Here is a 23,218-nt window from a genome sequence, read left to right on the forward strand (position 1 = left end):
GCCGTTTGTTTGATTGGTGGGAGAGGGCGGCTTACCGCCCCCTCCGGATGTCGCGGCGCGTCAGGCGGCGGTGCTCCATTTGTAGATCTGGGGCAGGTAGGCAATGTGCATGTCCGCGCCGACGACCTGGTCGGTGTAATGGCGGTAGAGCGACCGCCAGTAGGGCTGGATGGTCACGCCTTCCTCGACCATGATTTCCTGCAGGCGGGTCATCACCGCGCGCCGCTGGTCGACATCGGCGATCGAGTTCGCCTCGGCCAGGCGTTCGTCGAATTCGGCGTTCGAGAAGCCCGCCTCGTTCCAGGCAACGCCGGACTTGTAGGCGAGGCCCAGGATCTGCGTGCCGAGCGGCCGGTGGTTCCAGTTGGTCGAGCTGAACGGGTACTTCGTCCAGTCATTCCAGAAGGTGGAACCGGGCAGGATCGAGCGGCGGACGGGGATGCCCGCGTCGCGCAGCTGGGCCGCGACCGCGTCGGTCGTGTTGCGGCGCCAGTCGTCGTCGATCGAGATCAGCTCGTGTTCGAAATCGGCCATGCCGGCCTCTTCGAGCAGCGCCAGCGCGCCGGCCGGATCGTGGGGGATGCGGGTGACGGACGGGTCGTGTTCCGGGTGGACCGGGCCCACATGGTGGTTGTCGGCCGGGATGCCCTGGCCGGCATAGCCAAGTTCGAGGCAGACCGCGTTGTCGACGGCCATGGCAAGCGCCCGGCGGACGCGGGCATCCTCATAGGGGCGGACCCCGTCGACCTCGGCCAGCTGATTGGGCCGGATGCAGATCGTGGCGCCCGAGACGACCTCGGACTTGGTCCAGCCGATCGCGTCCATGATGTCGACGAAGTCGCCGACCGTCTCGTAGAGCATGTCGACTTCTTCAGACTCGGCCGCGGCGATCCAGGAGGCGGGGTCGGTGCCGTAGTCGACATATTCGATCCGGTCGAGGTAGAAGCCGCCATCCTCGAACGCCTCGTCGCCCCACCAGTCTCGGTCGGAGCGCTGGATGACGGCGCCGACGCCGACCTGATGTTCCAGCACGTCCATCGGCCCGGTGCCGACGAGGTCGGTCAACGGCGCTGCGGCGTCATAGGAGCTGTGGTAGATCGCGGCCGGATAATCGGCCATGCCGGGGATGATCGTGATGTCCGGTGCGTTGAGGACCAGCTGCACGGTCATGTCGTCGACCTTGGTCACAGCACCGTCGGCCACGGCGGAACCGTCTTCGTTCAGAATGCTCGCCATGCGGGATTGCATCGAGTTGCCCTCGAGCGACCCGTCGCACCAGTCGGTCAGGATGCGCACGACATCGTCGGCGTTGAACGGATCGCCGTTCGACCAGGTCACGCCGGGGCGGACGCGGAGCGTGTATTCGGTGGCGTCGTCATTGACCTCCCACGCTTCGATCAGCATGCCGCGGAAGGAGCCGTCGGAATTGTATTCGACGAAGTATTCCAGCGTACCGGCGGTGACATAGGCCATCTCGGTCCAGTCGTAGGTGCGCGGATCCTTGTTGGCCTTGACCTGCATCTGCATGCGGATCGTGCCGCCGCGCTGGATATGGCCCGCCGCCTTAGCCGGGCTTTCGAGGCCGATCATTGCATAGGCCGTGGTCGCGGTGACACCCAGTGCGGTGGAGCGTGCCAGGAATTCCCGGCGGTCGATGTGACCCTCGCGATATTCCTTGGCGTAAAGCTCCGCTCCCTTGTGGATCGGTGACGTCATCGAATTCTCCCTGTTGATCGTTAAACGTTGGTGCCAGCACCGGATCGGCGGTTGGATGGTGGGTCTGCTTGGTGGTGCAGCAAGTTCTCTGTCCTGTGCCATCCCCCCCGGATGAGACTATTCGGTCCGCTTTTCCGGCTTGCGTCAACAGCCGCTTTCGTCACTTCCGTGTCAGAAAACGACATCTGCGGAGCATGAAAACGACATGCCCGCCATCATGCAACCGGAAAAGCGGACCGGATCTGCCGCTATCAGAGCGCGTCGCGGCGGAAATCCGACGGGCTGCGCCCGGTATGGGCGTGAAAGACGCGGGTGAAATAGGCGGGCGAGCCGAAGCCCAGATCGCCCGCGATCCGGTTGATGGGCTCGGCCGTGTCGGTCAGGCGCTTGCGGGCCTCGTAAAGTCTGCGGTCGGCCAGCAGCGCGTGGGCCGCCCGGCCCGTGGCGGCGCGGCAGCAGCGGGAGAGATGGGTGGAGGTCACGCCAAGCTCGCGTGCGTAATCGGCGATGGTGCGGCCAAGGGCGAAGTCCCGGGCGACCAGATCGGTGAAGGCCGCGGCGATACGCGTGGTGGAGGTGTCGGGCAGGCCCGCATCGCCTTCGGCCTCGGCCAGGCGGCGTTCGAGGAAGACGGCGAGGAGGCCCGCATGATGCCCCACGGCCCGTTCGGCGGCGGGGCGATCGGCCGTCAATTCGCGTTCGATCGCGTCGAGACGGGCGGCGATTTCCATCTGGGGGTGGTTTTCGAGGACGCGCAGGTGCACCGGGGCCTCGGGCCACTCGTCGCCAGAACGTGCGGGCAGCGCCAGCTGGGTGCCGGTGAGCGGGCTGAGCTGCTGGATCCCGTAGAGCGTGTTGCCGGGGATGAAGATCAGGTTGTTGGGGGTGAAGCCCCGGGTTTGGCCAGCGAGCGTGATCCGGCCCTGGCCATTGGAGATCCAGAGCAGGCGGGGCCTGGAATGGCTGCGCAACGCCTCGAGCCGCCATTTGCCGCCACGCGCCAATTGGGCGAGCGAGGTGATCGCGTAGGCCGTGGAAAGTTCCATGAAAATACCGTTCCGTCCCAATCTTTCCAAAGGGATAGCAGCGTTCCGCGAGTCGGGGAATATCAGGGAAGCGGGATGTGCGACCATCCGCGCATCCGGGCCCGGAACCATGTGCGCTGGCGCTTGGCATATTGGCGGGTCTGGATGATCGCGGCCTCCTTCGCGGCATCGAGGGAGAGGTCGCCGTGCAGATGGGCGATCAGTTCTGCGGCGCCGATGGCCTTGGAGGAGGGGTGTTTCGGCTTCCAGGTCGGCGCCATGGCGCGGGCTTCGTCGAGGGCGCCGGCGTCGAGCATGAGGTCAAAGCGGCGGGCGATGCGATGGGCGAGCCAGTCGCGGTCGGCGTCGAGCAGGATCGGGGTGGTACGGTCGAGGGGGAGGAGCGGCGGCGGCGTGTCGTCCTGCCAGTCGGCGAGGGGTCGGCCGGTGGCGCGCAGCACCTCCCAGGCACGCTGGACGCGGGCGCGGTTGAGGGTGTCGATCCGGGATTTCGTTTTCGGATCAAGCTCTTCCAGAAGGGTCTGGAGGGTTCGTTCGTCGCCTTCCGCGCGGATCTTTGGCGGGGTTTCCGGGATCTCGGCCAGGCCCTCGGTCAGGGCCGCGAAGTTGAGACCGGTGCCGCCGACGATGATCGGGCGGGTCGCCGTCAGGTGGGGCGTGACGTCCCGCAGCCACTGGCCCGCGGAATAGGGTTGGTCGTGGGGGACGTGGCCGTAGAGCGCGTGAGGCGCGCGTGCCTCGTCTTCGGGCGAGGGGCGGGCGGTGAGGATGCGCCAGCCGTCGTAGACCTGCAGCGCGTCGGCATTGACGATGGTGCCGCCCTGCAGCTCGGCGATGCGGAGCGCGAGGTCGGACTTGCCGCTGGCCGTCGGACCCGCGATCAGGACCGGTTTTTCCGGGGGGATATCCCTTATTTCCATGGGCTTTCCGGGGGTCTCCGCCGATCTGCCGCGGCGGGGGGCGATCCGCCATTGAACCGGCGGGCCTTTTGCGACATTTTCCCCGGGAACGAAAGAGCGGGGGCGTGACGCGATGGATGCGAGCGGGCAGACGACCTTCCGGCGGGTTCTTCTGAAAATCTCGGGCGAGGCGCTGATGGGGGATCAGGGATTTGGCCTGCATCCGCCCACGGTGGAGCGCATTGCGCGCGAGGTGGCAAGCGTTCAGGAGATGGGCGTCGAGATCTGCATGGTGATCGGCGGGGGTAACATTTTCAGAGGGTTACAGGGCTCTGCCCAGGGAATGGAGCGGACCACGGCGGATTATATGGGGATGCTGGCGACGGTGATGAATGCGCTGGCCATGCAGTCGTCGCTGGAGGGGCTGGGGATCCATACGCGGGTGATCTCGGCCATCCGGATGGACGAGGTGGCCGAGCCCTATATCCGGCGGCGGGCCGTGCGGCACCTGGAGAAGAAGCGGATCTGCATCTTCGCGGCGGGGACGGGGAACCCCTATTTCACGACCGATACGGCGGCGACCCTGCGCGCCTCGGAAATGGCTTGCGAAGCGATCTTCAAGGGGACGAAGGTCGACGGCGTCTATGACAAGGACCCGAAGAAGTTCGAGGATGCGAAGCGTTTCGAAACAGTGACTTATGATGAGGTCCTGCAGAAGCATCTTGGGGTGATGGACGCCTCCGCGATTGCGCTGGCGCGGGACAACAACCTGCCGATCATCGTCTTCTCGCTGGACGAGCCGGGCGGATTCCGGGGGATCCTGGCGGGCGAGGGAACCTCGACCACTGTCCACGGGTGAGCTGCCACAGGTTTTGACGGTTGCTGCGGCTGCGGTTCTGCCGGTTTACTGGTGCATGCGGTCGGTCGGATACATCTTCACTTTGGCGACAAATCTGGTTCTGACGCTGTCAGTGTTCTCTTGGGTAAGGCAAATTCTTCTAGAAGAATTTGCGGTGGCAGAATTTTCTAGAAAATTCTGGGTTTCAAAACCTTCTGGAAGGTTTTGCAGGTCAGGAATGGCTGGCGATGATGCGGATCTCGACAATAGCCCGCTCGCGGCGCAGGCCAGCGGCTTCGACGGCTGTCCAGGCCGGATAGGGGGCGGCGAAGACCTCGCGGCGGATGCGATCGAAGAGGTCGAAATGGGCGCGAAGGCCGATATGATAGCTCGTCATCTCGACCACGGCGTCGAAGGTGAGATCCGCCGCAACGAGGACCTGGCTGATCTTCGAGAAGGCCTGGCGGATCTGCGCTTCGGGATCGGCGGGCATGACGCCGTTGGGTCCGCTGCCGGTGGCGCCGGTGAGGAAGAGGAAGCCGTTCGCCGCAATGGCCGGGGTCATGCCCGTTTGGGCAGCGGCGGCGTCGAGACCGGCGGGGATGATGGCGCGGCGGGTCATGACTGTTTCTTACGGTTTGCGGCGTGGTCGGCTCAAGCTGCGAAACGCGCGGTCCCGCTGGAAACCGCCCGGCGGCGCGGCTATACCGCGTCGAAACGATCAGAACCGGGCGACGAACATGGCGGATGACTTCGAACTGGATACCGACGACCTTGAGCGGCGGATGGAGGGGGCGATGACGTCGCTTCGGACGGAATTTGCCTCGCTCAGGACGGGGCGTGCGAGCGCGTCGATGCTGGAGCCGGTGATGGTCGATGCCTACGGGGCGATGACGCCGATCAACCAGGTGGGGACCGTGAACGTGCCCGAGCCGCGGATGGTGACGGTGAATGTCTGGGACAAGGGGCTGGTCGGCAAGGTCGAGAAGGCGATCCGCGAGTCGGGACTGGGGATCAATCCGCAGCTGAACGGCACGATCATCATGCTGCCGATCCCTGAACTGAACGAGGAGCGGCGGCGGGAGCTGACGAAGGTGGCCGCGCAGTACGCCGAGAATGCGCGGGTCGCGATCCGCAACGTGCGGCGCGACGGGATGGACAAGATCAAGAAGGCCGACGGGCTGTCCGAGGATGACGCGAAGTTCTGGGAAAGCGCGGTTCAGGAGATCACCGACAAGCACATCAAGGCCGTGGATCAGCAGCTCGAGACCAAGCAGGGCGAGATCATGCAGGTGTGAACGCCGTCTTGAAAAGGCTCCAATGGAGCCTTTCAGGCGCGAGCGGGCAGAGCCTGACATCTCGAACAATCGACGATCCGGCCTGTGCGAAACGCGTCATCTTCGGTCAATCACGACATCCCGGCCTCAGGCCGACTTTCGTTCGCTGACGGTTTGGTCCTGCACACCATCCTCGAGCAGGGTCGCGGCGTCGTTCGCTGACATCGGCCGACCGAAGAGATATCCTTGGAGCTGATCGCATTTGAGGCGGTCCAGCATTTCGTCCTGGCTGGCCGTTTCGACCCCTTCGACGGTCACCTCCATCCCCATTTTGTGGCCGAGGAGGATGATCGTCTCGATGATGTCGCGGTGCTTGTCCTGGTTGAATTCGTAGCCTTCGAGGAAGACGCGATCGACCTTGAGCTTGTCGAAATTGTATTTCCAGAGATAGCCGAGGCTTGAATAGCCGGTGCCAAAATCGTCCATCGCGATGGACACGCCCAGCGCGTTGAGGCGGGACAGCTGGTCCGACACACGCTCTTCGTCCCGCAGGAGCAGGTTTTCGGTGACTTCGAGTTCAAGCCGATGGGACGGAAAGCCCGCCTCTTTCAGGATGCTGTCGATCCGGGAGACGAGATCATGGCGGCGGAACTGCTCTGGCGAGAGGTTGACGGATACGAAGAGATCTTCGGGCCATGTCTTGGCGATGTCGATGGCGCGGCGGATCGTCTCTGCTCCGATCTCGTGAATCAGGCCGGTCTGTTCGGCGATCGGGATGAATTCGTTTGGGGGGATCTGTTCGCCGGTGTCGGTCGTGAGCCTCAGGAGCGCTTCGAAGCTGACAATCTCTCTGTTCTTGAGCTTGATGAGAGGCTGGAAGTGAAGCTCCAATCGGTTGCCCTCCCACGCGCCGCGCAGCGCGACCTCGATCATGCGGCGGCGCTCGCGTTCGATGTCGAGGTCGTCGAAATAGGCGACGACGGCGTCGCGTCCGCTGAGTTTGGCGTGGTAGAGCGCGAGGTCGGCGGCGTGGAGCGCCTCTGCCATCTTTTCGGGCGGGACGGACAGGTGCGTGCCGACGCTGACATGGCCGGTGACGCTGCGCCCGTGATGTTCGAACGGCTGGCGCACGGCACGTGTCATGCGCTTGGCTGTTTCGCTGAGTGTCACATCGCTGATCCCGGGCAGGAGGATGACGAATTCGTCGCCGCCGAGACGGCCAACGATATCGGTCTCGCGCACCGAGCGCGTGATCGCGCTGGCGATGTGGCAAAGGAACTGGTCGCCGAAATCGTGCCCGTGCAGATCGTTGATGTCCTTGAAGCGGTCGGCATCCACGAACATGACACCGACCGCGTCCGTTTCGGATTTTCGGCCGGCGAAAGCGCTCTCTGCCTCTGCGGTGAAGCTGCCGCGGTTCAGGACGCCTGTCAGCGGATCGAAGCGGGACAGGAGCGCGACGGCGTTGTCCCTTTTGCGCTTCTGTTCCGAGCGGACGAGGTAGCCGATCGTCGGGATCAGGAACAGAAGGGCGCATATCGCAGGCAGGGCAACACCAAGCCAGTGCAGGGTGGAATGCACGAAGGAGAGATACGAGGTCTCATCGACACAGACCTCGATCACGCCCAGAACATCGCCGTTTTCGGAGAGGGCTGGAATATAGGCCGCGGTGTAGTAGTCGGGGCGGTTGGGCTTTCCGGAGCCGTCATGGACGGCGACTTCGCTGATGCCGGTCTGGTAGACCCGCCGGGCGGTTTCGTTGATATCGGTGGTGCCTTGGGTGAAATATGTCGCCTCGTCAGCGACGAAGATCGGGCGCCCGCTGCGATCGAAGATCTTGAAGTGGAAGACATCGCCGTAAGACACGGCGAGGCGGGCGATTTCCATGTGGTGCATCGTGGCGGTGCGGGTGGTGATCAGCCGGTCGAGATCCGGCACTTCGCCTTTGAAGAAGGTGACCCAGTTCTTGGCCTTTTCTTCCGAGCCGCGCAGAAGCGACGCCTCGATCGTGCGGTCGAGGATTACGTGGACGCCGATTATGATGACCGTCATGAGGCCGAGGACCGTCATGACGAGCGATGCGAGGCGCCGGTGTCCGGAGAAGGTTCGGCCCAGGCGGTTCGGTCCTGTCAGGGTCATCGGGGTCACCAAGCAAAATGCACAGGACTCCACGTCGCCCGCGGATGCTTAACTCTTTCTGAATTCGGCCCGGCGATTTGATGTCGTTTCGAGACGCATTCGCAGAAAATCGCTGAAAAATAGTGCTGTTCTGCACGGGAGAGGGTGTCTGCGTGCTTTCAAAACCCTGGGTTGGGCGCTATGGCTGGCAGAAAGCGCCGCCGGTGAGCGGGGCTGGCAGAGGGGGCCCGATGGCCGAGCAGACAGAACAGAGACCCATATGTGGGCCGCAACACGTGGCGATCATCATGGATGGCAATGGCCGCTGGGCGCAGGCGCGCGGGCGGCCGCGGCTTTTCGGGCACCATGCGGGGGCGCGGCGGGTGCGCGAGATCGTCGAGGCCTGCCCGGATCTGGGGGTGAAGTATCTGACGATCTTTGCCTTCTCGACCGAGAACTGGAAGCGGACCCAGGCCGAGGTCGCCGGGCTGATGAAGCTCTTCAAGCGCTATATCGAGCGTGAGGCGCGGGCGCTTCTGGAGAACGGCGTGCGGGTGCGGTTCATCGGCGACCGGGTGCGGCTGGAGGACAAGCTGGTCGCGATGATGGACGAGCTGGAGCTGCTGACGAGCGGAAACGACAAGGTGCATCTGACGATCGCGCTGAACTATGGCGGCCGGGACGAGGTCGCGCGGGCGACGAAGCGGCTGGCCTATGACGTGTCGGTCGGCAAGCTCTCTTACAAGGATGTCACCGACGAGACGCTGGCGCGATATCTGGACACGCGGGTGCTGCCCGATCCGGACCTGGTGATCCGGACGAGCGGGGAGGCGCGGATTTCGAACTTCTTGCTGTGGCAGTCGGCCTATAGCGAATACGAGTTCGTGGATACTCTGTGGCCTGATTTCACCCGGCACGAGTTCGCGCGGGTGCTGAGCGGGTTCGGCCAGCGGGACCGCCGGTTCGGAGCCGTGAAGGCCTGACGTGTCGCTGGGACTGCCCGATCCGGGAAGATGGGACGACCTGACGGTCCGGCTGGTGTCGGGCGCGGCGATGGCGGCAATCGGAATTGCTGCGATCCTCGTGGGCGGCGTGTGGTTCCAGATGCTGGCGGTCTTCGTGACCGCGATCATGGTCTGGGAGCTGTGGATGATGATCCGGCCCGAGGTGCCGACGACGGGGGCGCTGCTGGCCGCAGGTGTGGCGAGCGTGCTGTCGGGGCTCCTGGTGTCGGACCGGACGATGCTGTGGGTCTTCATGCTGATCGTGCCGATCGTGGGCGCGGTGGTCCTGAAGACCGAGCGCAAGACGTTCTTTCTGTTCGCGCTGGGCATTCAGCTGGCGGGCTGGGGGCTTGTGGTGTTCCGCGAGGATTACGGGCCGCTGTGGCTGCTGTGGCTGATCCTGGTGGTCGTCGCGACCGATGTTTTCGGCTATTTTGTGGGCCGTGCGGTGGGCGGGCCGAAGTTCTGGCCCGCGGTGAGCCCCAAGAAGACGTGGAGCGGGACGGCGGCCGGGTGGGCCTCGGCCGCTGTCGTGGGCGCGTTGTTCCTGACGTTTACGGATGCGGGGTTCGATATCGTCTGGATCTCGGCGATGCTGAGCCTGGCCTCGCAGATGGGAGATATCGCGGAGAGTGCGTTGAAACGGCGGATGCATGTGAAGGATTCGAGCGCTTTGATCCCGGGGCACGGGGGGCTCTTCGACCGGTTCGACGGGCTGCTGGGCGCGTCGCTCTTCATGCTGTTCGTGGCGCTGGTCGTCGATGTGCCCGGGGTCGCGTTTTGAGGCGGGTGAGCGTCTTTGGCGCGACCGGATCTATCGGGCGGCAGACGTTGGATCTGGTGGGCCGTGGGGAGTATCGGGTTGTCGCGTTGACCGCGGGATCGGATGCGGCGGCGCTGGCGGACCTGGCGCTGGAGCATCGGGCCGAGGTCGCGGTGATCGCGGACGAGGCCGCTCTACCCGAACTGCGCACGCGGCTGGAGGGCAGCGGCGTGGAAGCGGCGGCGGGGCAGGCAGCCTTGGTCGAAGCGGCGGCGCGGCCCGCGGACTGGATCATGTCGGCCATCGTTGGAGCGGCGGGGATCGCGTGCTCTCTGGCTGCGGTACGGCAGGGGACGACGTTGGCACTGGCCAACAAGGAGACGCTGGTGGCGGCCGGGCCTTTGCTGATGGCGGAGGCGAAGCGGCACGGGGCAACGGTGCTGCCGGTCGACAGCGAGCATTCGGCGGTCTTCCAGGCCCTGGTGGGCGAAGATACGGCCGCGGTCGAGCGGGTCGTCATCACCGCGAGCGGTGGGGCGTTCCGGGACCGGCCTTTGGAAGAGCTGGCCCATGTGACAGTGGCCGAGGCCTCGAGCCATCCGAACTGGGATATGGGGCAGCGGATCACCATCGATTCGGCATCCATGTTCAACAAGGCGCTGGAGCTGATCGAAACGAAGGAGTTCTTCGGCATCGCGCCCGCGCGGATCGAGGCGGTGGTGCATCCCGAGAGCCTGGTTCACGCGCTGGTGGGCTTCCGCGACGGGGCGCTGATGGCCCATGTGGGCCCGCCCGATATGCGCCATGCGATCGGCTATGCGTTGCACTGGCCCGAGCGGGGGCATGTGCCGGTGGAGCGGCTGGATCTGGCGAAGATCGGCCAGCTGACCTTCCGGGAACCCGAGCCCGCGCGCTATCCGGCGCTGGCGCTGGCGCGCGCGGTGATGGAGACCGGAGGCATGGCGGGGGCCGCTTTCAACGCGGCCAAGGAACGGGCCTTGGACGGGTTCATCGCGGGTGAGATCGGGTTCATGGCCATGGCAGGGGTCGTCGACCGCACGCTCGACGCGATGTCAGGCAAGGACGGCCTTGGAATCGCCGCAGAGAGCTTAGATAGGGTCATGGAGACCGACGCTCGCGCGCGGGAAATCGCCGGGCAGATGATCGAGACAGGCAGGGGGTAGTTTTGGAGTTCTTGACGCAGTTCCTCGAGACGTCAGGCGGCGTTGCCTACATCATCTTCTTTTTCATCGTTGCGTTGTCGATCATCGTCGCGGTGCACGAATACGGCCACTACATCGTGGGCCGCTGGTGTGGCATCAAGGCGGACGTCTTTTCGATCGGGTTCGGACCCGTGCTGTTGTCGCGGACCGACAAGCGCGGGACGGTCTGGCAATTCGCGGCCTTCCCCTTGGGCGGTTACGTGAAGTTCAAGGGCGACGCGAATGCGGCCAGCGTCGGGTCGGACGGAACGGTGGCCGAGGCCGCCGTGGCGCCGCGCGATACGATGCTGGGGGCGCCGCTTTGGGCGCGGGCGGCGACGATCGTGGCCGGGCCGCTGTTCAACTTCATCATGAGCTTCTTCATCTTCGCCGGGGTCGGCCTGTCGGTCGGGCAGGTTGCGACGCCGCTGGCCGTGGGCGAGACCAAGCCGCTGCCCTTCACGATGGAGCTGGAGCCGGGGGATGTCATCCTCTCCATCGAGGGGGAGCCATTTGACGAAGACAATCTCGGCCCGCTCTATGAGATGCTACCGACGCAGCCATCGCTTGACTACACCGTGTTGCGGGACGGAGAGGAAGTGACCGTTCAGGCGCCGCATCCGCAACCGGCGACGGTGTCGTCGGTCGTCCCACGCTCGCCCGCGTTCCAGGTCGAGATCCAGCCGGGCGACGTGATTACGGCAGTGGAGGGCGAGGCGATCTACTCCTTCGGCGAGCTGATCGAAGCCGTGCGCGCCGTGGACGGCCGGGCCGTGCTGCTGGATGTGTGGCGCGACGGGGAGACGCTGGAATTCGTGCTCGTGCCCGAGAGGCGGGCGGCGCAAGGCGCCGATGGCAGCATAGAGGAGCGGTATCTGATCGGTATCCGCGGCGGGTCGCTGTTCGAACCGGCGACCGAGCCTCGCGGGCTTCTTGAGGCGGCCGAAGCGGGACTTGCGCAGGTCTGGTTCATCATCACCGCATCGCTGGACGGTATGTGGAAGATGATTACCGGCGTGATCTCGACCTGCAACATCAGCGGGCCGGTCGGCATCGCCGTCTCGAGCGGGGCCGCGGCGAGCGAAGGGCCGAGCAGCTTTATCTGGTTCGTGGCCGTCCTTTCGGCGGCGGTGGGTCTTCTGAACCTGCTGCCGGTGCCGGTTCTCGATGGCGGGCATCTGGTGTTCCACGCCTACGAGGCCGTCCGTGGCCGCCCGCCGTCGGAGAAGGCCCTGCGGGTTCTGATGTCGGTCGGTTTGGCTATGGTTGGATCGCTCATGTTTCTCGCGCTTTTTAGCGATTTGTTCTGCTAGTCCCACGAAGGCTCCGCGCTGCTGCCCCGATTTCGTCACAATTGGACGGCAGGTTAACGGGCGTCGAAGGAGTGGTGACATGCAGACATTGAACGACGGTGTGCGCGCGCTGACATTCCTGGTGGAGCTGAACCGGGATCGGCTGATCGCGCTTGGAATCCTCGGCGGCGCCTTGTGGTTCGGCGCCTATATCTCGGCGCCTTAATCCCGGTCTGAACCGTCAAAAACCGGCCCGGGGCGCTCATATTTTTCGCGCCCCTGTTTTTTGGTCGCGAGATTTTGACAAGGCTGGGTGATTTGGCTAACCGTCGATGCCAATGAAAGCGGGCAACGGGCGGAACCACATCATGATATCTTGGGGGAGCGCCGCGGCGCGTCACAAGCCCTATGGGGCATTTCGGGCGGTGCTTGCCATGGGGCTGGCCGTTCTCCTGTTCCTGGCGGCCGGGATCGCCAGCGCCCAGCAATTCCGCTTCAACAACGTTTCGGTCGAGGGCAACCAGCGGATCGAGGCGGCGACCATCCTGACCTTCGCGGGCATCACGCGCGGCGAGGCCGTGTCGGCCGGGGAACTAAATGACGCGGCCCAGCGTATCCGCGCCTCGGGCCTGTTCGAAAGCGTGGAGGTGATTCCGCAGGGCGGCACGCTTGTGATCCGCGTGGTGGAGTTCCCGACGATCAACCGCATCGCCTTCGAGGGGAACCGCCGATTGTCGGACGATGACCTTGCCGGGATCATCCGAAGCGAGCCGCGGCGGGTCTACAGCCCCTCGGTCGCGGAACAGGACACCGCGATCATTACCGAGGCCTATGCCCAGCAAGGCCGGATCTCGGCCACCGTCACGCCGCGGATCATCCGGCGGAGTGACAACCGCGTGGATCTGGTGTTCGAGATCTTCGAGGGCGGGCTGACCGAGATCGAGCGGATCAGCTTCGTCGGCAATACCGAGTTTTCCGACCGGCGCCTGCGCCGGGTGCTTGAGACCACGCAGGCGGGCCTTTTCCGGCAGGTCGTCGGGCGGGACACGTTCATCGCCGACCGCGTGCAGTTCGACCAGCAGCTGCTGACCGACTTCTACCGGTCGCGCGGCTATGTGGATTTCGAGATCCAGAATGTCGATGTGTCGCTGACGCGGGAGCGGGATGCGTTCCTGATCACCTTCAACGTCCGCGAGGGCCAGCGCTTCGAGTTCGGCGACATCACAGTCAGAAGCGAGATCGCGGAGGTCGATGAGGATGTCTATCTCGACCTCGTGCGGCTGCGGCGCGGGGTCACGTTCAACCCCGAACGGATCGATGCCGATATTGCCCGGCTGGAGGTGCAGGCGCTGCGCGACGGGCTGAACTTCGTCCGGGTCGAGCCGCGGGTGACGCGTGACGACCGGGCGCTGGAGCTCGACGTGGAGTTTGTCGTGTCGCGGGGGCCGCGGGTCTTCGTCGAGCGGATCGATATCGAGGGGAACACGACCACGCTCGACCGGGTGATCCGGCGGCAGTTCCGGACGGTCGAGGGCGACCCGTTCAATCCGCGCGAGATCCGGGCGGCGGCGCAGCGGATCCGGGCGCTGGGCTATTTCGCCGAAAGCGACGTGGAGACCCGGGAAGGCTCCTCTCCCGATCAGGTGATCGTGGATGTGGACGTGGAGGAACAGCCGACAGGCTCGCTGTCCTTCGGGGCGAGCTTTTCGAGCGATAGCGGGCTGGGCTTCGCGGCCTCGCTGGCGGAGCGGAACTTCCTGGGGCGCGGGCAGCTCCTCGAGGTCGGGATCTCGACCGCGGAATCGAACCGGCGGCTGAACTTCCAGTTCGCCGAGCCGAATTTCCTGGGCCGCGATCTGCGGTTCGGTGTGAGCCTTGGCTACACGACGACGGATAACGAAAACGCGCTTTATGATACCGAGACGTTGCGCTTCAGCCCCTCGCTGACCTTCCCGGTGAGCGAGAACGGGCGGCTTGCGCTGCGCTATACGCTAGAGGCGCAGGACCTGTTTGACGTGCAGGGCGAGCGGGAGGACGATCCGGACGACCGGGCGAGCCTTCTGGTGTTCGATGAAGCCGATGACGGCCTGCTGGTGTCGAGCGCGCTGGGCTACACCTACAGCTATGACAACCGGCGGTCGGGCTTTGATCCCGAGACCGGGATCGTGCTGCGGTTCGGCCAGGACTTCGCTGGGCTGGGCGGAGATCAGCGGTTCATCCGCACGACCTTCCTTGCCGCGGCCGAGAGGGAGACCTTCGGTGGGGACGTCACTCTGCGCGCGACCTTCGAGGGCGGTACGCTCACCTTTCTGGAGGACGAAAGCCGGGTGACAGACCGCTTCTTCCTCGGCGGGCGGACGATGCGCGGGTTCGAGGCTGGCGGGATCGGGCCGCGGGATGCGGATACCGACGATGCGCTGGGTGGCAACACCTTCGCTGTGATCCGGCTGGAATCGGAGTTTCCGCTGCCCCTGCCGGACGAGTACGGGGTCAGTGGTGGCGCGTTCTTCGACTACGGGTCGGTCTGGGATGTCGGCAAGGAGCGTGACGATGTGGAGATCCTCTATGACGACTTCACACCGCGCGCCGTCGTCGGGCTTGCCGTCTTCTGGACCACGCCGATCGGCCCCCTGCGGTTCAACTTCACCGAGGCGCTGATCAAGGAAGACGAGGACGAGGACCGCAGCTTCGACATCACGATCCAGAGCCGTTTCTAGGCGATGCGGGTTCTCGCGCTGATCCTCTGCCTCCTCGCCGGGGCCGGATCGGCGCAGGACACGGCGCAGTCGCCCGTCCTGGTCTTCGATTTCGACCGGATGCTCTTTGACAGCGCCTTTGGCCAGCGGGTGGCGGGCGAGCTGCGCGCGGCGGGGGACGCCCTGGTCGCCGAGAACGAAGCGGCCGAGGAGGCCCTTCTGGCCGAAGAGGAAGCGTTGAGCCGGCGGCGCGACGAGATCAGCGCCGAGGAGTTCGCGGCGCTGGCCAGCGATTTCGACGCGCGGGTCCAGCAGATCCGCCTGGAGCAGGACGTCAAGGAAGCGCAGCTGGAACAGATGCTGCGCGAATGGCGGCAGCTGTTCCAGCGGGCGGCCAATCCGGTCCTGTCGGCGATCCTCGAAGAGCGGGGGGCGGCGATCCTGCTGGAGCAGCGGTCGACATATCTGGCGGCCAATACGGTCGACATCACCGACGAGGCCATCGCGCGGATCGACGCGGAGATCGGCGGCGGGGAAGCACTTCTGAACGTCGGCGTCATGCTCGACCAGCGGTTTGCCGATTGGCAGGCGGGGCGCCGGCCGGCCCCCGATGAGGGAGCGGAGGCGACCGACGAGGGCCCGGTTCCCGCCCCCGCGGAATGAGCGTCGCTTGCCCCGTTCCGGGTGAGTTGCTAGGCAGGCCGGGCCGAGACCTCCGCAGAAAGATCCCTTGATGACAGAGCCCGTGACCACCGCCGATATCGACCTGATCCAGCGGATCCTGCCGCACCGCTACCCGTTCCTTCTGGTCGACAAGGTGGTCGATATCGACGGCACGTCGTCGGCCAGGGGGATCAAGAACGTCACCTTCAACGAGCCGCATTTCCAGGGGCATTTCCCGGGCGCGCCGATCATGCCGGGCGTCACCATCGTCGAGGCGATGGCGCAGACGGCCGGCGTGATGGTGGGGGCGGGGCTGGGCCTCGCCGACAGCAACATGCTGATCTACTTCATGGCGATCGACAACTGCAAGTTCCGCCGCAAGGTGGTGCCTGGCGATGTGCTGGAGATGAAGCTGGAAACCGTGCGGGGCAAGGCGGGCGGCAAGGTCTGGAAGTTCAAGGGAACCGCGACCGTTGAGGGAGAGCTTGCCGCCGAGGCGGAGTTCACCGCGATGATGGATTTGAGCTCGGCGTGAGCACGGAGATCCATCCCAGCGCCGTGATCGAACCGGGCGCGCAGATCGGGGCGGGTTGCCGGATCGGGCCGTTCTGCCATGTGGGCCCGGACGTGATGCTGGCCGAGGGGGTCGAGCTGAAATCCCATGTGGTCGTGACCGGGGACACCGTGCTTGGGGCCGACACCATCGTCTTTCCGTTCTCGGTGATCGGGGAGATCCCGCAGGACCTGAAATACGATGGCGCGGCGACGCGGCTGAGGATCGGCAAGCGCAACCGCATCCGCGAGCATGTCACGATGAACACCGGCACCACGGGCGGCGGTGGCGTGACGCGGATCGGGGATGACGGTCTGTTCATGGCGGGGTGCCACATCGCCCATGACGCGCAGGTGGGCGACCGGGTGATCGTCGTCAATTCGTCGGCCATCGCGGGCCATTGCGTGATCGAGGACGACGTGATCATCGGCGGTCTTTCCGGCGTGCACCAATGGGTGCGGATCGGGCAGGGGGCGATCATCGGGGCGCTCTCGATGGTGGCGAAGGATGTGATCCCCTATGGCCTCGTCCACGGGCCGCGGGCGCAGCTGGAGGGGTTGAACCTCGTGGGGCTCAAGCGCAAGGGGGTCGACCGGACGGACATCACCGCGCTGCGCGCGGCGCTGCAGACGCTGCGGCAGGGCGAGGGGACGTTCCACGACCGCGCCGCCCGGCTCGCCGAGGAGAGCGAAAGCGAGTATGTCGACCGGCTGGTCGCTTTCGTCCTGGGCGCCAGCGACCGGCAGTTCCTGACGCCGGTCTGATGACGCTGGCGTTGATCGCGGGATCCGGGGCCTTACCGCCAGCCATTCTGGAGCGGTTGCCTGAGCGCCCCTTGATTTGCGCATTGGCGGGGAGCGCCCCGGCTGTCACGCCGGATCTGACGTTTCGGCTTGAGCGACTGGGCGGGTTCCTCGCCGATCTGACGGCGCGGGGCGTGACGCGGATTTGCATGGCCGGTGCAGTCGCTCGGCCAGAGATCGATCCGTTGGCCCTCGATGATCCCACGCGGGCGCTGCTGCCGCGATTGCGCGGGGCTTTGTCGGTGGGAGATGACGGCGCGCTTCGCGTGGTGATCGCGATCTTCGAGGAGAGCGGGTTCGAGATTGTGGCAGCCCATGACGTGGCGCCGGACCTTTTGCCGGACGCCGGAGTGCCGACGGCGGTGTCACCGGATCTGGCGCATCGCGAGGATGCGGTGCTGGGAGAACTTACTCTGGCCCAGATGGGCGCGGCCGATATCGGGCAGGCCTGTATCCTGAGGGGCGGTCATGTGCTTGCGCGGGAGGATGCCGCCGGGACCGATGCGATGATCCGGCGCTTTGTGCCGGAGCGCGGCGGGCTTTGGGCACCGGCGGATCTGCTCGGCGATGCCTTGGGGCAGGCGGCGGAATGGCTGAGCGGGCCGGAGGGCAGCCCGGTGGATGTGCGGGGCGGGATCCTCTTCAAGGGGCCGAAGCCGGATCAGGACCGCCGGGTGGATCTGCCTGTCATCGGGCTCGAAACGGCGCAGCGCGCGGTCGAGGCGAGGCTTGCGGGGATCGTCATCGAGGCCGGTGGGGTCATGGTTCTGGACCTTGGAGGGGTGGTCGACACGCTCAACCGTGCGGGAGCTTTCCTCTGGGTTCGGCCGAAAGGCGGCGCATGAAGGTCTTTCTGATCGCGGGGGAGCCGTCGGGGGATAAGCTGGGCGCGGCCCTGATGGCGGGGCTGAAGGAGCTGGCACCGGACGTGTCCTTCGACGGGGTGGGCGGCGCCGGGATGATCGGGGAGGGGCTGGAAAGCCGATTTCCGATGGAGGAGCTGAGCGTGATGGGCCTGGCCGAGGTGCTGCCGCGCTATTTCGATCTCAAGCGGCGGATCGCCGAGATGGCCGAGGCGGTGCTGGAGGTGAAGCCGGCCGTTCTGATCACCATCGACAGCCCGGATTTCTGCCTGCGGGTGGCGAAGCGTGTAAAGGCGGCCTCGGATATCCGGATCGCGCATTACGTGGCCCCGACCGTCTGGGCCTGGCGGCCGAAGCGCGCCGAGAAGATGGCGGCGCTTGTCGATCAGGTGCTGGCGCTCTTGCCGTTCGAGCCGCCGTATATGGAGGCCGCCGGGGTAGCCTGCGACTTCGTCGGCCATCCGGTGGTGGCGGAGCCTGTGGCGACGGAGGCCGACGCGGCACGCTTTCGGTCGGTCGCCGGGATCGGCGATGCGCCGTGCCTGCTGGTATTGCCGGGCTCGCGGCGGGGGGAAGTCGCGCGGCTGGCGCCGGTTTTCCGGGAGGTGCTGGAGGTCGTGGTTGCAGCCCGGCCTGATCTGCGGGTTGTCGTGCCGACGGTTGCCGGGGTCCGGGACGACGTGGTGCGTCTGACGGCGGACTGGCAAGGCGATCCGGTGGTGCTGGGTCCGGAAGGCATCGAAGGGTTTGCGCCGGGCGACGCGAAGCGGGCGGCGTTTCGCGCGGCGGATGCGGCGCTTGCGGCGTCGGGGACGGTGTCGCTGGAACTGGCGGCGGCGGGGACGCCGATGGTGATCGCCTATGACATGGCGTGGCTGAGCCGTCAGATCATCGGCCGCATGTTGCGGGTGGAGACGGTGACGCTGGTCAATCTGGTGAGCGAGACGCGGGCGGTGCCGGAATTCATCGGGGCGGAGTGTGTGCCGAAGAAGATCGCGCCCGCGCTTCTTGAGGTGCTGGCGGAGCCGGGGGCGCAGGCGGAGGCGATGCGGCTGACGATGGAAAGGCTTGGGCGTGGCGGGGAGGCACCGGGGCTGCGTGCGGCGCGGGCGGTGCTGGACCGATTGTGAGGGACGGGAGCGGCGCGCATCGGCGGGCTGGCGCCCGCGATGACGCCCCGCCCACCGTCCCCGGCCGTTTTCAGGTGGCTTGTATGGTCGCGGTAGGTTTCAGGATAGGACCCGCCATGAGCGCGAGGAAGGCGAGGTTGCCGACCACGTTGAGGGGCGCGCCCGCGGCGACGGAGGCGGTCGAATCGATGGCGAACCACGCGACGTAAGCCGTCAGCGCGATGCGGCGGGTGGTGTCGGGCGCCTGGCGCGCGGGCTCTCCGGCGAGGCCGAGGACGAGGACGCCCCAGCCGGCGAGAACGCCGCCGGAGATTGCCAGAAGCAGGCGGCTTTCAGGCGCGGCGAGGGTCTCGGCGCCGTCCATGGGCCAGAGGATGAGGTCGGCGAGCAGGCGGATCGGCAGGTTGAGAGCGGGGAGTGCTGCGAGCGCCATGAGGCTACCGAAGCCGATCATGATGGCGGCGCCGAAGGTGAGGCCTTTGCTGAGGGTCATTTGGATCTCCTGTTGCTTGGATGGGCATCAATCTCGCGCTGGGAGGTGGGCAATCCAATTACCTCTCGGGTAGGTGTTTTGCGGCGCGGCGCGGGCTAGGCTCGGGGTCATGGAGCTGTTCGGAACGGAATTGCGCCGCTGGCGGCGGGTGCGACGGATGAGCCAACTGGCGCTGGCCTCGGATGCGGGCGTGTCTGCGCGGCATGTGTCTTTCGTGGAGACGGCCCGGGCGCGGCCGAGCCGGGATATGGTGCTGCGGCTGGCCGAGGCTCTGGAAGTGCCGCCCGACGGGCGGAACGCGCTGCTGGAGGCGGCAGGCTATGCGGCGCATTACCGGCGCGGGCCGCTCGAGGCGGAGGCGCTGGCGCCGGTCCGCCGCGCGATGGAGCGCCTGATCGCGCGGCACGATCCCTATCCGGCCGTGGTGTTGGACCGACTGTGGCGGATCGTGGCGCTGAACCGGTGCGCGGGGATTCTGTTCGGGGCGCATGGCGTCGGGGTGGGGGAGGACCTTCTGGAGGCGCTCCTCGCGATTGGGCCCAACGCGGTCGAGAACTGGGGCGAGGTCGGGGACCATATGCGCCGCCGGCTACGGGCAGAGAGCCGAGCGGCGGGCGGGTTGCACCGGCTGGACCAGGTGGCGGCCCGGCTCGACCGGGATCCGGCCGTGGCCGGGTGGACGGGCGCGCCGTCGACGGGGCCGCTGATCGCGACACGGTACCGTGTGCCGGGGGGCGTGCTGGCGCTGTTTTCGACCTTCACGCAGTTCAGCGGATCGGAGGATGCGGGGGTGTCGGAGCTGAAGATCGAGCTGATGTTCCCGGCAGATGCCGAGAGCGAGGCGGCGTTGGAGGCGATCGCGGCGAAGGGATAGGCCGTCTTGATCGGCGAAACGCCTACGACCATAGGCACGGTGACGCTGGCCGGGCCTGGTGGTAGAGTCGCAGTACGGAGGAGACCGTCATGCGATATCCGGCGCTGGCCCTTTCTGTGATCCTTCTGGCGGGGACGGCAAACGCCGAACCGCCCGCCACAGTCGAGGACGATCTGGGCATTCTCAACCCTCAGGACACGGGCCGCGAGATGCTGACCCGCAAGATCGAGATGGGTGTGATCGATTCGGTGACCTGTTCGCTTGGGATCAACGTCACCAAGAACGACAATCACGAGCTGGCCCGGCGACTGACCCGGCAATGCGCGGAAGCCGGCTATACCAAGGCGATGACCTGGATGAGCCAGCTTGAGAACAACGGCCTGGGCGGCGAGTACAATCCCGATGCCTCTGCCGAGTGGGACCGCCGCGCGGCCGAGGCTGGCGATCCGAACGGACGCTTCAATTACGGGCTCGACCTGATGCGCGGGCATGGGGTGGCCAAGGACGAGGCGCTCGGCCGCCGCTATATCGACGAGGCGGCGGAGGCGGGGCTTGAGATCGCGCAGCGGCTGCAGGGGGCGGATTATGATCTGGATGAAGTGACGCCGGATGCGGATGAGTGGAAGTACGCGCCGCTCTTTTGATCCTTAAGGTTCCACCGCGCGTCAGCCCTGCAGATCGTCCGGCAGGTCAAGATCGGGCCGTGACAAGCGAAGTTGCATCAAGAACATCGGGTGGCCGGAATAGAGGTAGCTCCAGTAGATGCGCTGCCCGTTCCGGCCTTCGACATACCAGTAGCCACTCGCTGTCTTGCCGCTTCGGAACAGATCGCTCCAGACGAGCCGTGCGCGGCGAAGGCCGAGGCTGGGGCCGAAGAGCTGCGAGGGGCCTTCGATGAACTCGTAGGTCCAGATCACGTCATGGGCGGGGTTGAGCGACAGCGCCATGAACCCGGCGATGGCAAGCCCTAAGAGAGCCGCTAAGAGTCCGGCGAGGCTGCTGCTTGCCATCACGATCGCTGCGCCGCCGGCGGTGATGGCGATACCGATGACGACGACGACCCAGATCGCGGTCCGGTTGGGATAGATCCTGAGCGTGCCGTCGATGAGTTCGGCATCCCGGCGGCCGATCCCATGCGCGATCAGGGCAACGAGGGCGGCGCTCAGCACGGCTCCGGCGAAGGAGGCGAGAAGGACGAGGGCAGCGTGTCCGATCATCGGCGGGCCGTTTTTGAAGCAATCGAGCGATCTTGGGCCGTCCGGGCGGATTGATCCATTCCGGGGGACCACCATCCGTGCGTCTTTTTCCGCTGAGCGTCACACTTCTGGTACAGGAGGCGAGAGGTTCGGCTAGCTCAGCCCCGTGTGATCCAGCCGCCGCCCAGCACGCGCGTGCTGTCGGGGGCGTAGAACACGCAGGCCTGGCCGGGGGAGACGCCGGTTTCGGCGGTCACGAGCTCGACTTCGGCTTCGGTGGCGGAGGTCGGGTGGAGGACCGCTTCGCCGGAGGGGCGGGTGGAGCGGATCTTGACCTCGACGGTTTGACCCTCGGTTGCCTCAAAGGGGCCGTCGCCGAGCCAGTTGATTTCCTTCACCGGGATGCGGCGGGTGGCGAGCAAGTCTTTCGGGCCGACGATGACGCGGCGGGTGTCGACGTCGAGTTTGATGACGTAGAGCGGATCGCTGAGGCCGCCAATACCGAGGCCCCGGCGCTGGCCGACGGTGTAGTGGATGACGCCGCTATGGTCCCCCAGGACGCGGCCGTCGGCGTGCACGATCTCTCCGGGATCGGCGGCGCCGGGGCGGAGTTTTTCGATCACCGCGGCATAGTCGCCATTGGGGACGAAGCAGATGTCCTGGCTGTCGGGCTTGTCGGCGACCGGCAGGCCGAAGCGGGCGGCAAGCGCCCGGGTCTCGGCCTTGCTTTGCAGGTGGCCGAGGGGGAAGCGCAGGTAGTCGAGCTGCTCGGGCGTTGTCGAGAACAGGAAATAGCTCTGGTCGCGCGCGGTGTCGGCGGCGCGGTGGAGTTCGGGGCCACCCGCGCCCATCTTGCGCTGGATGTAATGGCCCGTCGCCATGCAATCGGCGTCGAGATCCTTGGCGGTCGCCAGAAGGTCCTTGAATTTCACCCGTTCGTTGCAGCGGATGCAGGGGACGGGGGTCGCGCCGGCGAGGTAGCTGTCGGCGAATTCGTCGATCACCGCGTCCTTGAAGATGTTTTCGTAGTCGAGGACGTAGTGGGGGAAGCCCATTTCCTCGGCCACGCGGCGGGCATCGTGGATGTCGCGGCCCGCGCAGCAGGCGCCCTTCTTGGCGAGCGCTGCGCCGTGATCGTAGAGCTGCAGGGTGACGCCCACCACATCATAGCCCTCGGACGCGAGTTGGGCTGCCACGACAGAGCTATCGACGCCGCCCGACATGGCGACGACGACGCGGGTATCCGCGGGGGCTTTCGGCAGCCCGAGGGAATTCAGGGTCGTATCGAGGGGCATCAGACCTCCGGCGAAGTCGGCGGGAATATATGAAAATGCAACGGACTAACAAGGGGTCGTTTCACGCCTCTTTAAGGCCTCTGCGTCACGAAGAGGCGAGATGCGCAGAGGAAAGACTGATGTATTTGCGAAAGATCGACGGCCCGCGCGCTGTCACCCTGGAAGACGGTACTGTGATGACGCGGGCCGATCTGCCCGATCCTTCGACCCGCCGCTGGGTCGCGTCGCGCAAGGCGGCGGTGGTGCGCGGGCTGATGGCAGGCCTGATCACCGAGGAGGAGGCCAAGACGATGTATGGTCTGTCGGACGACGAACTGGCAGAATGGTCGTCGCTTGTCACCAATCATGGCGAAAGCGCCCTAAAAGCCACGGCATTGCAGAAATATAGACAACTTTAAGATGTATTTCCAAATCATCGTTTTCGGGTAACCTGCGGTTAACCAATGTTTCGCAAGGTCGTCCCGTTAGGTGCGTGTGCTGAAGGGGCCGGCCGGCAG

24 protein-coding genes are annotated in these 23,218 nt (G+C 65.8%); 16 read left to right on the top strand and 8 right to left on the bottom strand.

Going from position 1 to position 23,218, the window contains the following annotated elements; all coding sequences use genetic code 11:
* Positions 1 to 60 precede the first annotated feature (60 nt).
* From AADZ90_RS08015 to miaA, 3 genes are all read right to left on the bottom strand, one after another.
* On the bottom strand, positions 61 to 1,716 hold the full coding sequence (locus AADZ90_RS08015) for an ABC transporter substrate-binding protein (RefSeq protein ID WP_367312053.1): 1,656 nt from the start codon (positions 1,714 to 1,716) through the stop codon (positions 61 to 63).
* 251 nt (positions 1,717 to 1,967) lie between these two features.
* Positions 1,968 to 2,762 carry a helix-turn-helix domain-containing protein gene (locus AADZ90_RS08020; protein WP_367312054.1) on the bottom strand — a complete coding sequence of 265 codons (795 nt, stop codon included), beginning with the start codon at positions 2,760 to 2,762 and terminating at the stop codon, positions 1,968 to 1,970.
* Between the two features lie 62 nt (positions 2,763 to 2,824).
* Entirely contained in the window at positions 2,825 to 3,682 is an 858-nt protein-coding gene (miaA, locus tag AADZ90_RS08025) for a tRNA (adenosine(37)-N6)-dimethylallyltransferase MiaA (RefSeq protein ID WP_367312055.1), read from the bottom strand.
* A 112-nt stretch (positions 3,683 to 3,794) separates the two neighbouring features.
* On the opposite strand from miaA, the gene pyrH reads away from it, so the two are divergent.
* Complete coding sequence (pyrH, locus tag AADZ90_RS08030) at positions 3,795 to 4,520, top strand: UMP kinase (RefSeq protein WP_367312056.1); 726 nt, start codon at positions 3,795 to 3,797, stop codon at positions 4,518 to 4,520.
* 211 nt (positions 4,521 to 4,731) lie between these two features.
* Here pyrH and AADZ90_RS08035 read toward each other — a convergent pair whose 3' ends face one another.
* Complete coding sequence (locus AADZ90_RS08035) at positions 4,732 to 5,121, bottom strand: Rid family hydrolase (RefSeq protein ID WP_367312057.1); 390 nt, start codon at positions 5,119 to 5,121, stop codon at positions 4,732 to 4,734.
* Between the two features lie 118 nt (positions 5,122 to 5,239).
* On the opposite strand from AADZ90_RS08035, the gene frr reads away from it, so the two are divergent.
* Positions 5,240 to 5,797: a ribosome recycling factor gene (gene frr / locus AADZ90_RS08040; protein WP_367312058.1), complete on the top strand. Its 558-nt coding sequence runs from the start codon at positions 5,240 to 5,242 to the stop codon at positions 5,795 to 5,797.
* Positions 5,798 to 5,923: 126 nt separating this feature from the next.
* Here frr and AADZ90_RS08045 read toward each other — a convergent pair whose 3' ends face one another.
* Positions 5,924 to 7,915, bottom strand: a complete 1,992-nt coding sequence (locus tag AADZ90_RS08045; RefSeq protein WP_367312059.1) for a putative bifunctional diguanylate cyclase/phosphodiesterase — start codon at positions 7,913 to 7,915, stop codon at positions 5,924 to 5,926.
* Between the two features lie 230 nt (positions 7,916 to 8,145).
* Here AADZ90_RS08045 and uppS point away from each other — a divergent pair, with 230 nt between their 5' ends.
* From uppS to lpxB, 11 genes are all read left to right on the top strand, one after another.
* A complete protein-coding gene (gene uppS / locus AADZ90_RS08050; RefSeq protein ID WP_367312060.1) occupies positions 8,146 to 8,877 on the top strand; it encodes a polyprenyl diphosphate synthase in 732 nt (243 codons plus the stop codon).
* A gap of 1 nt (position 8,878) precedes the next feature.
* A complete protein-coding gene (locus AADZ90_RS08055; protein WP_367312061.1) occupies positions 8,879 to 9,682 on the top strand; it encodes a phosphatidate cytidylyltransferase in 804 nt (267 codons plus the stop codon).
* The gene (dxr, locus tag AADZ90_RS08060) at positions 9,679 to 10,845 is read left to right on the top strand and encodes a 1-deoxy-D-xylulose-5-phosphate reductoisomerase (protein WP_367312062.1); all 1,167 of its coding nucleotides are present in this window, start codon (positions 9,679 to 9,681) and stop codon (positions 10,843 to 10,845) included. Before AADZ90_RS08055 ends, dxr begins: the two co-directional genes overlap by 4 nt.
* A 2-nt stretch (positions 10,846 to 10,847) precedes the next feature.
* Positions 10,848 to 12,176: an RIP metalloprotease RseP gene (gene rseP / locus AADZ90_RS08065; protein WP_411996976.1), complete on the top strand. Its 1,329-nt coding sequence runs from the start codon at positions 10,848 to 10,850 to the stop codon at positions 12,174 to 12,176.
* Between the two features lie 79 nt (positions 12,177 to 12,255).
* Complete coding sequence (locus AADZ90_RS08070; protein ID WP_367312065.1) at positions 12,256 to 12,381, top strand: hypothetical protein; 126 nt, start codon at positions 12,256 to 12,258, stop codon at positions 12,379 to 12,381.
* A gap of 142 nt (positions 12,382 to 12,523) precedes the next feature.
* Positions 12,524 to 14,872 carry an outer membrane protein assembly factor BamA gene (gene bamA / locus AADZ90_RS08075; protein WP_411996977.1) on the top strand — a complete coding sequence of 783 codons (2,349 nt, stop codon included), beginning with the start codon at positions 12,524 to 12,526 and terminating at the stop codon, positions 14,870 to 14,872.
* Between the two features lie 3 nt (positions 14,873 to 14,875).
* Positions 14,876 to 15,514: an OmpH/Skp family outer membrane protein gene (locus AADZ90_RS08080; protein ID WP_367312066.1), complete on the top strand. Its 639-nt coding sequence runs from the start codon at positions 14,876 to 14,878 to the stop codon at positions 15,512 to 15,514.
* Positions 15,515 to 15,584: 70 nt separating this feature from the next.
* The gene (gene fabZ, locus AADZ90_RS08085; RefSeq protein ID WP_367312067.1) at positions 15,585 to 16,049 is read left to right on the top strand and encodes a 3-hydroxyacyl-ACP dehydratase FabZ; all 465 of its coding nucleotides are present in this window, start codon (positions 15,585 to 15,587) and stop codon (positions 16,047 to 16,049) included.
* A complete protein-coding gene (gene lpxA, locus AADZ90_RS08090; protein ID WP_367312068.1) occupies positions 16,046 to 16,831 on the top strand; it encodes an acyl-ACP--UDP-N-acetylglucosamine O-acyltransferase in 786 nt (261 codons plus the stop codon). The genes fabZ and lpxA overlap by 4 nt, the downstream gene beginning before the upstream one ends.
* Positions 16,831 to 17,715 (top strand): LpxI family protein, encoded by an 885-nt coding sequence (locus AADZ90_RS08095; RefSeq protein WP_367312069.1) that lies wholly within the window; start codon positions 16,831 to 16,833, stop codon positions 17,713 to 17,715. The genes lpxA and AADZ90_RS08095 overlap by 1 nt, the downstream gene beginning before the upstream one ends.
* Positions 17,712 to 18,863: a lipid-A-disaccharide synthase gene (gene lpxB / locus AADZ90_RS08100; protein WP_367312070.1), complete on the top strand. Its 1,152-nt coding sequence runs from the start codon at positions 17,712 to 17,714 to the stop codon at positions 18,861 to 18,863. The genes AADZ90_RS08095 and lpxB overlap by 4 nt, the downstream gene beginning before the upstream one ends.
* Before the next feature lie 70 nt (positions 18,864 to 18,933).
* On the opposite strand, the gene AADZ90_RS08105 is transcribed toward lpxB, so the two are convergent.
* Positions 18,934 to 19,356, bottom strand: a complete 423-nt coding sequence (locus tag AADZ90_RS08105; RefSeq protein ID WP_367312071.1) for a hypothetical protein — start codon at positions 19,354 to 19,356, stop codon at positions 18,934 to 18,936.
* A gap of 109 nt (positions 19,357 to 19,465) precedes the next feature.
* Here AADZ90_RS08105 and AADZ90_RS08110 point away from each other — a divergent pair, with 109 nt between their 5' ends.
* Together AADZ90_RS08110 and AADZ90_RS08115 are read left to right on the top strand one after the other, a co-directional pair.
* Positions 19,466 to 20,230: a helix-turn-helix domain-containing protein gene (locus AADZ90_RS08110; protein ID WP_367312072.1), complete on the top strand. Its 765-nt coding sequence runs from the start codon at positions 19,466 to 19,468 to the stop codon at positions 20,228 to 20,230.
* An 89-nt stretch (positions 20,231 to 20,319) separates the two neighbouring features.
* Positions 20,320 to 20,874: a tetratricopeptide repeat protein gene (locus tag AADZ90_RS08115; protein ID WP_367312073.1), complete on the top strand. Its 555-nt coding sequence runs from the start codon at positions 20,320 to 20,322 to the stop codon at positions 20,872 to 20,874.
* A gap of 21 nt (positions 20,875 to 20,895) precedes the next feature.
* On the opposite strand, the gene AADZ90_RS08120 is transcribed toward AADZ90_RS08115, so the two are convergent.
* Positions 20,896 to 21,447: a hypothetical protein gene (locus tag AADZ90_RS08120; protein ID WP_367312074.1), complete on the bottom strand. Its 552-nt coding sequence runs from the start codon at positions 21,445 to 21,447 to the stop codon at positions 20,896 to 20,898.
* Between the two features lie 137 nt (positions 21,448 to 21,584).
* On the bottom strand, positions 21,585 to 22,721 hold the full coding sequence (gene mnmA / locus AADZ90_RS08125) for a tRNA 2-thiouridine(34) synthase MnmA (protein WP_367312075.1): 1,137 nt from the start codon (positions 22,719 to 22,721) through the stop codon (positions 21,585 to 21,587).
* 119 nt (positions 22,722 to 22,840) lie between these two features.
* Here mnmA and sciP point away from each other — a divergent pair, with 119 nt between their 5' ends.
* On the top strand, positions 22,841 to 23,119 hold the full coding sequence (gene sciP / locus AADZ90_RS08130; RefSeq protein WP_367312076.1) for a CtrA inhibitor SciP: 279 nt from the start codon (positions 22,841 to 22,843) through the stop codon (positions 23,117 to 23,119).
* The last annotated feature ends 99 nt before the right edge of the window (positions 23,120 to 23,218 follow it).

It is taken from the genome of Aestuariibius violaceus (assembly GCF_040779325.2).
In the GTDB taxonomy this organism is placed as follows: Bacteria; Pseudomonadota; Alphaproteobacteria; order Rhodobacterales; family Rhodobacteraceae; genus Aestuariibius; species Aestuariibius violaceus.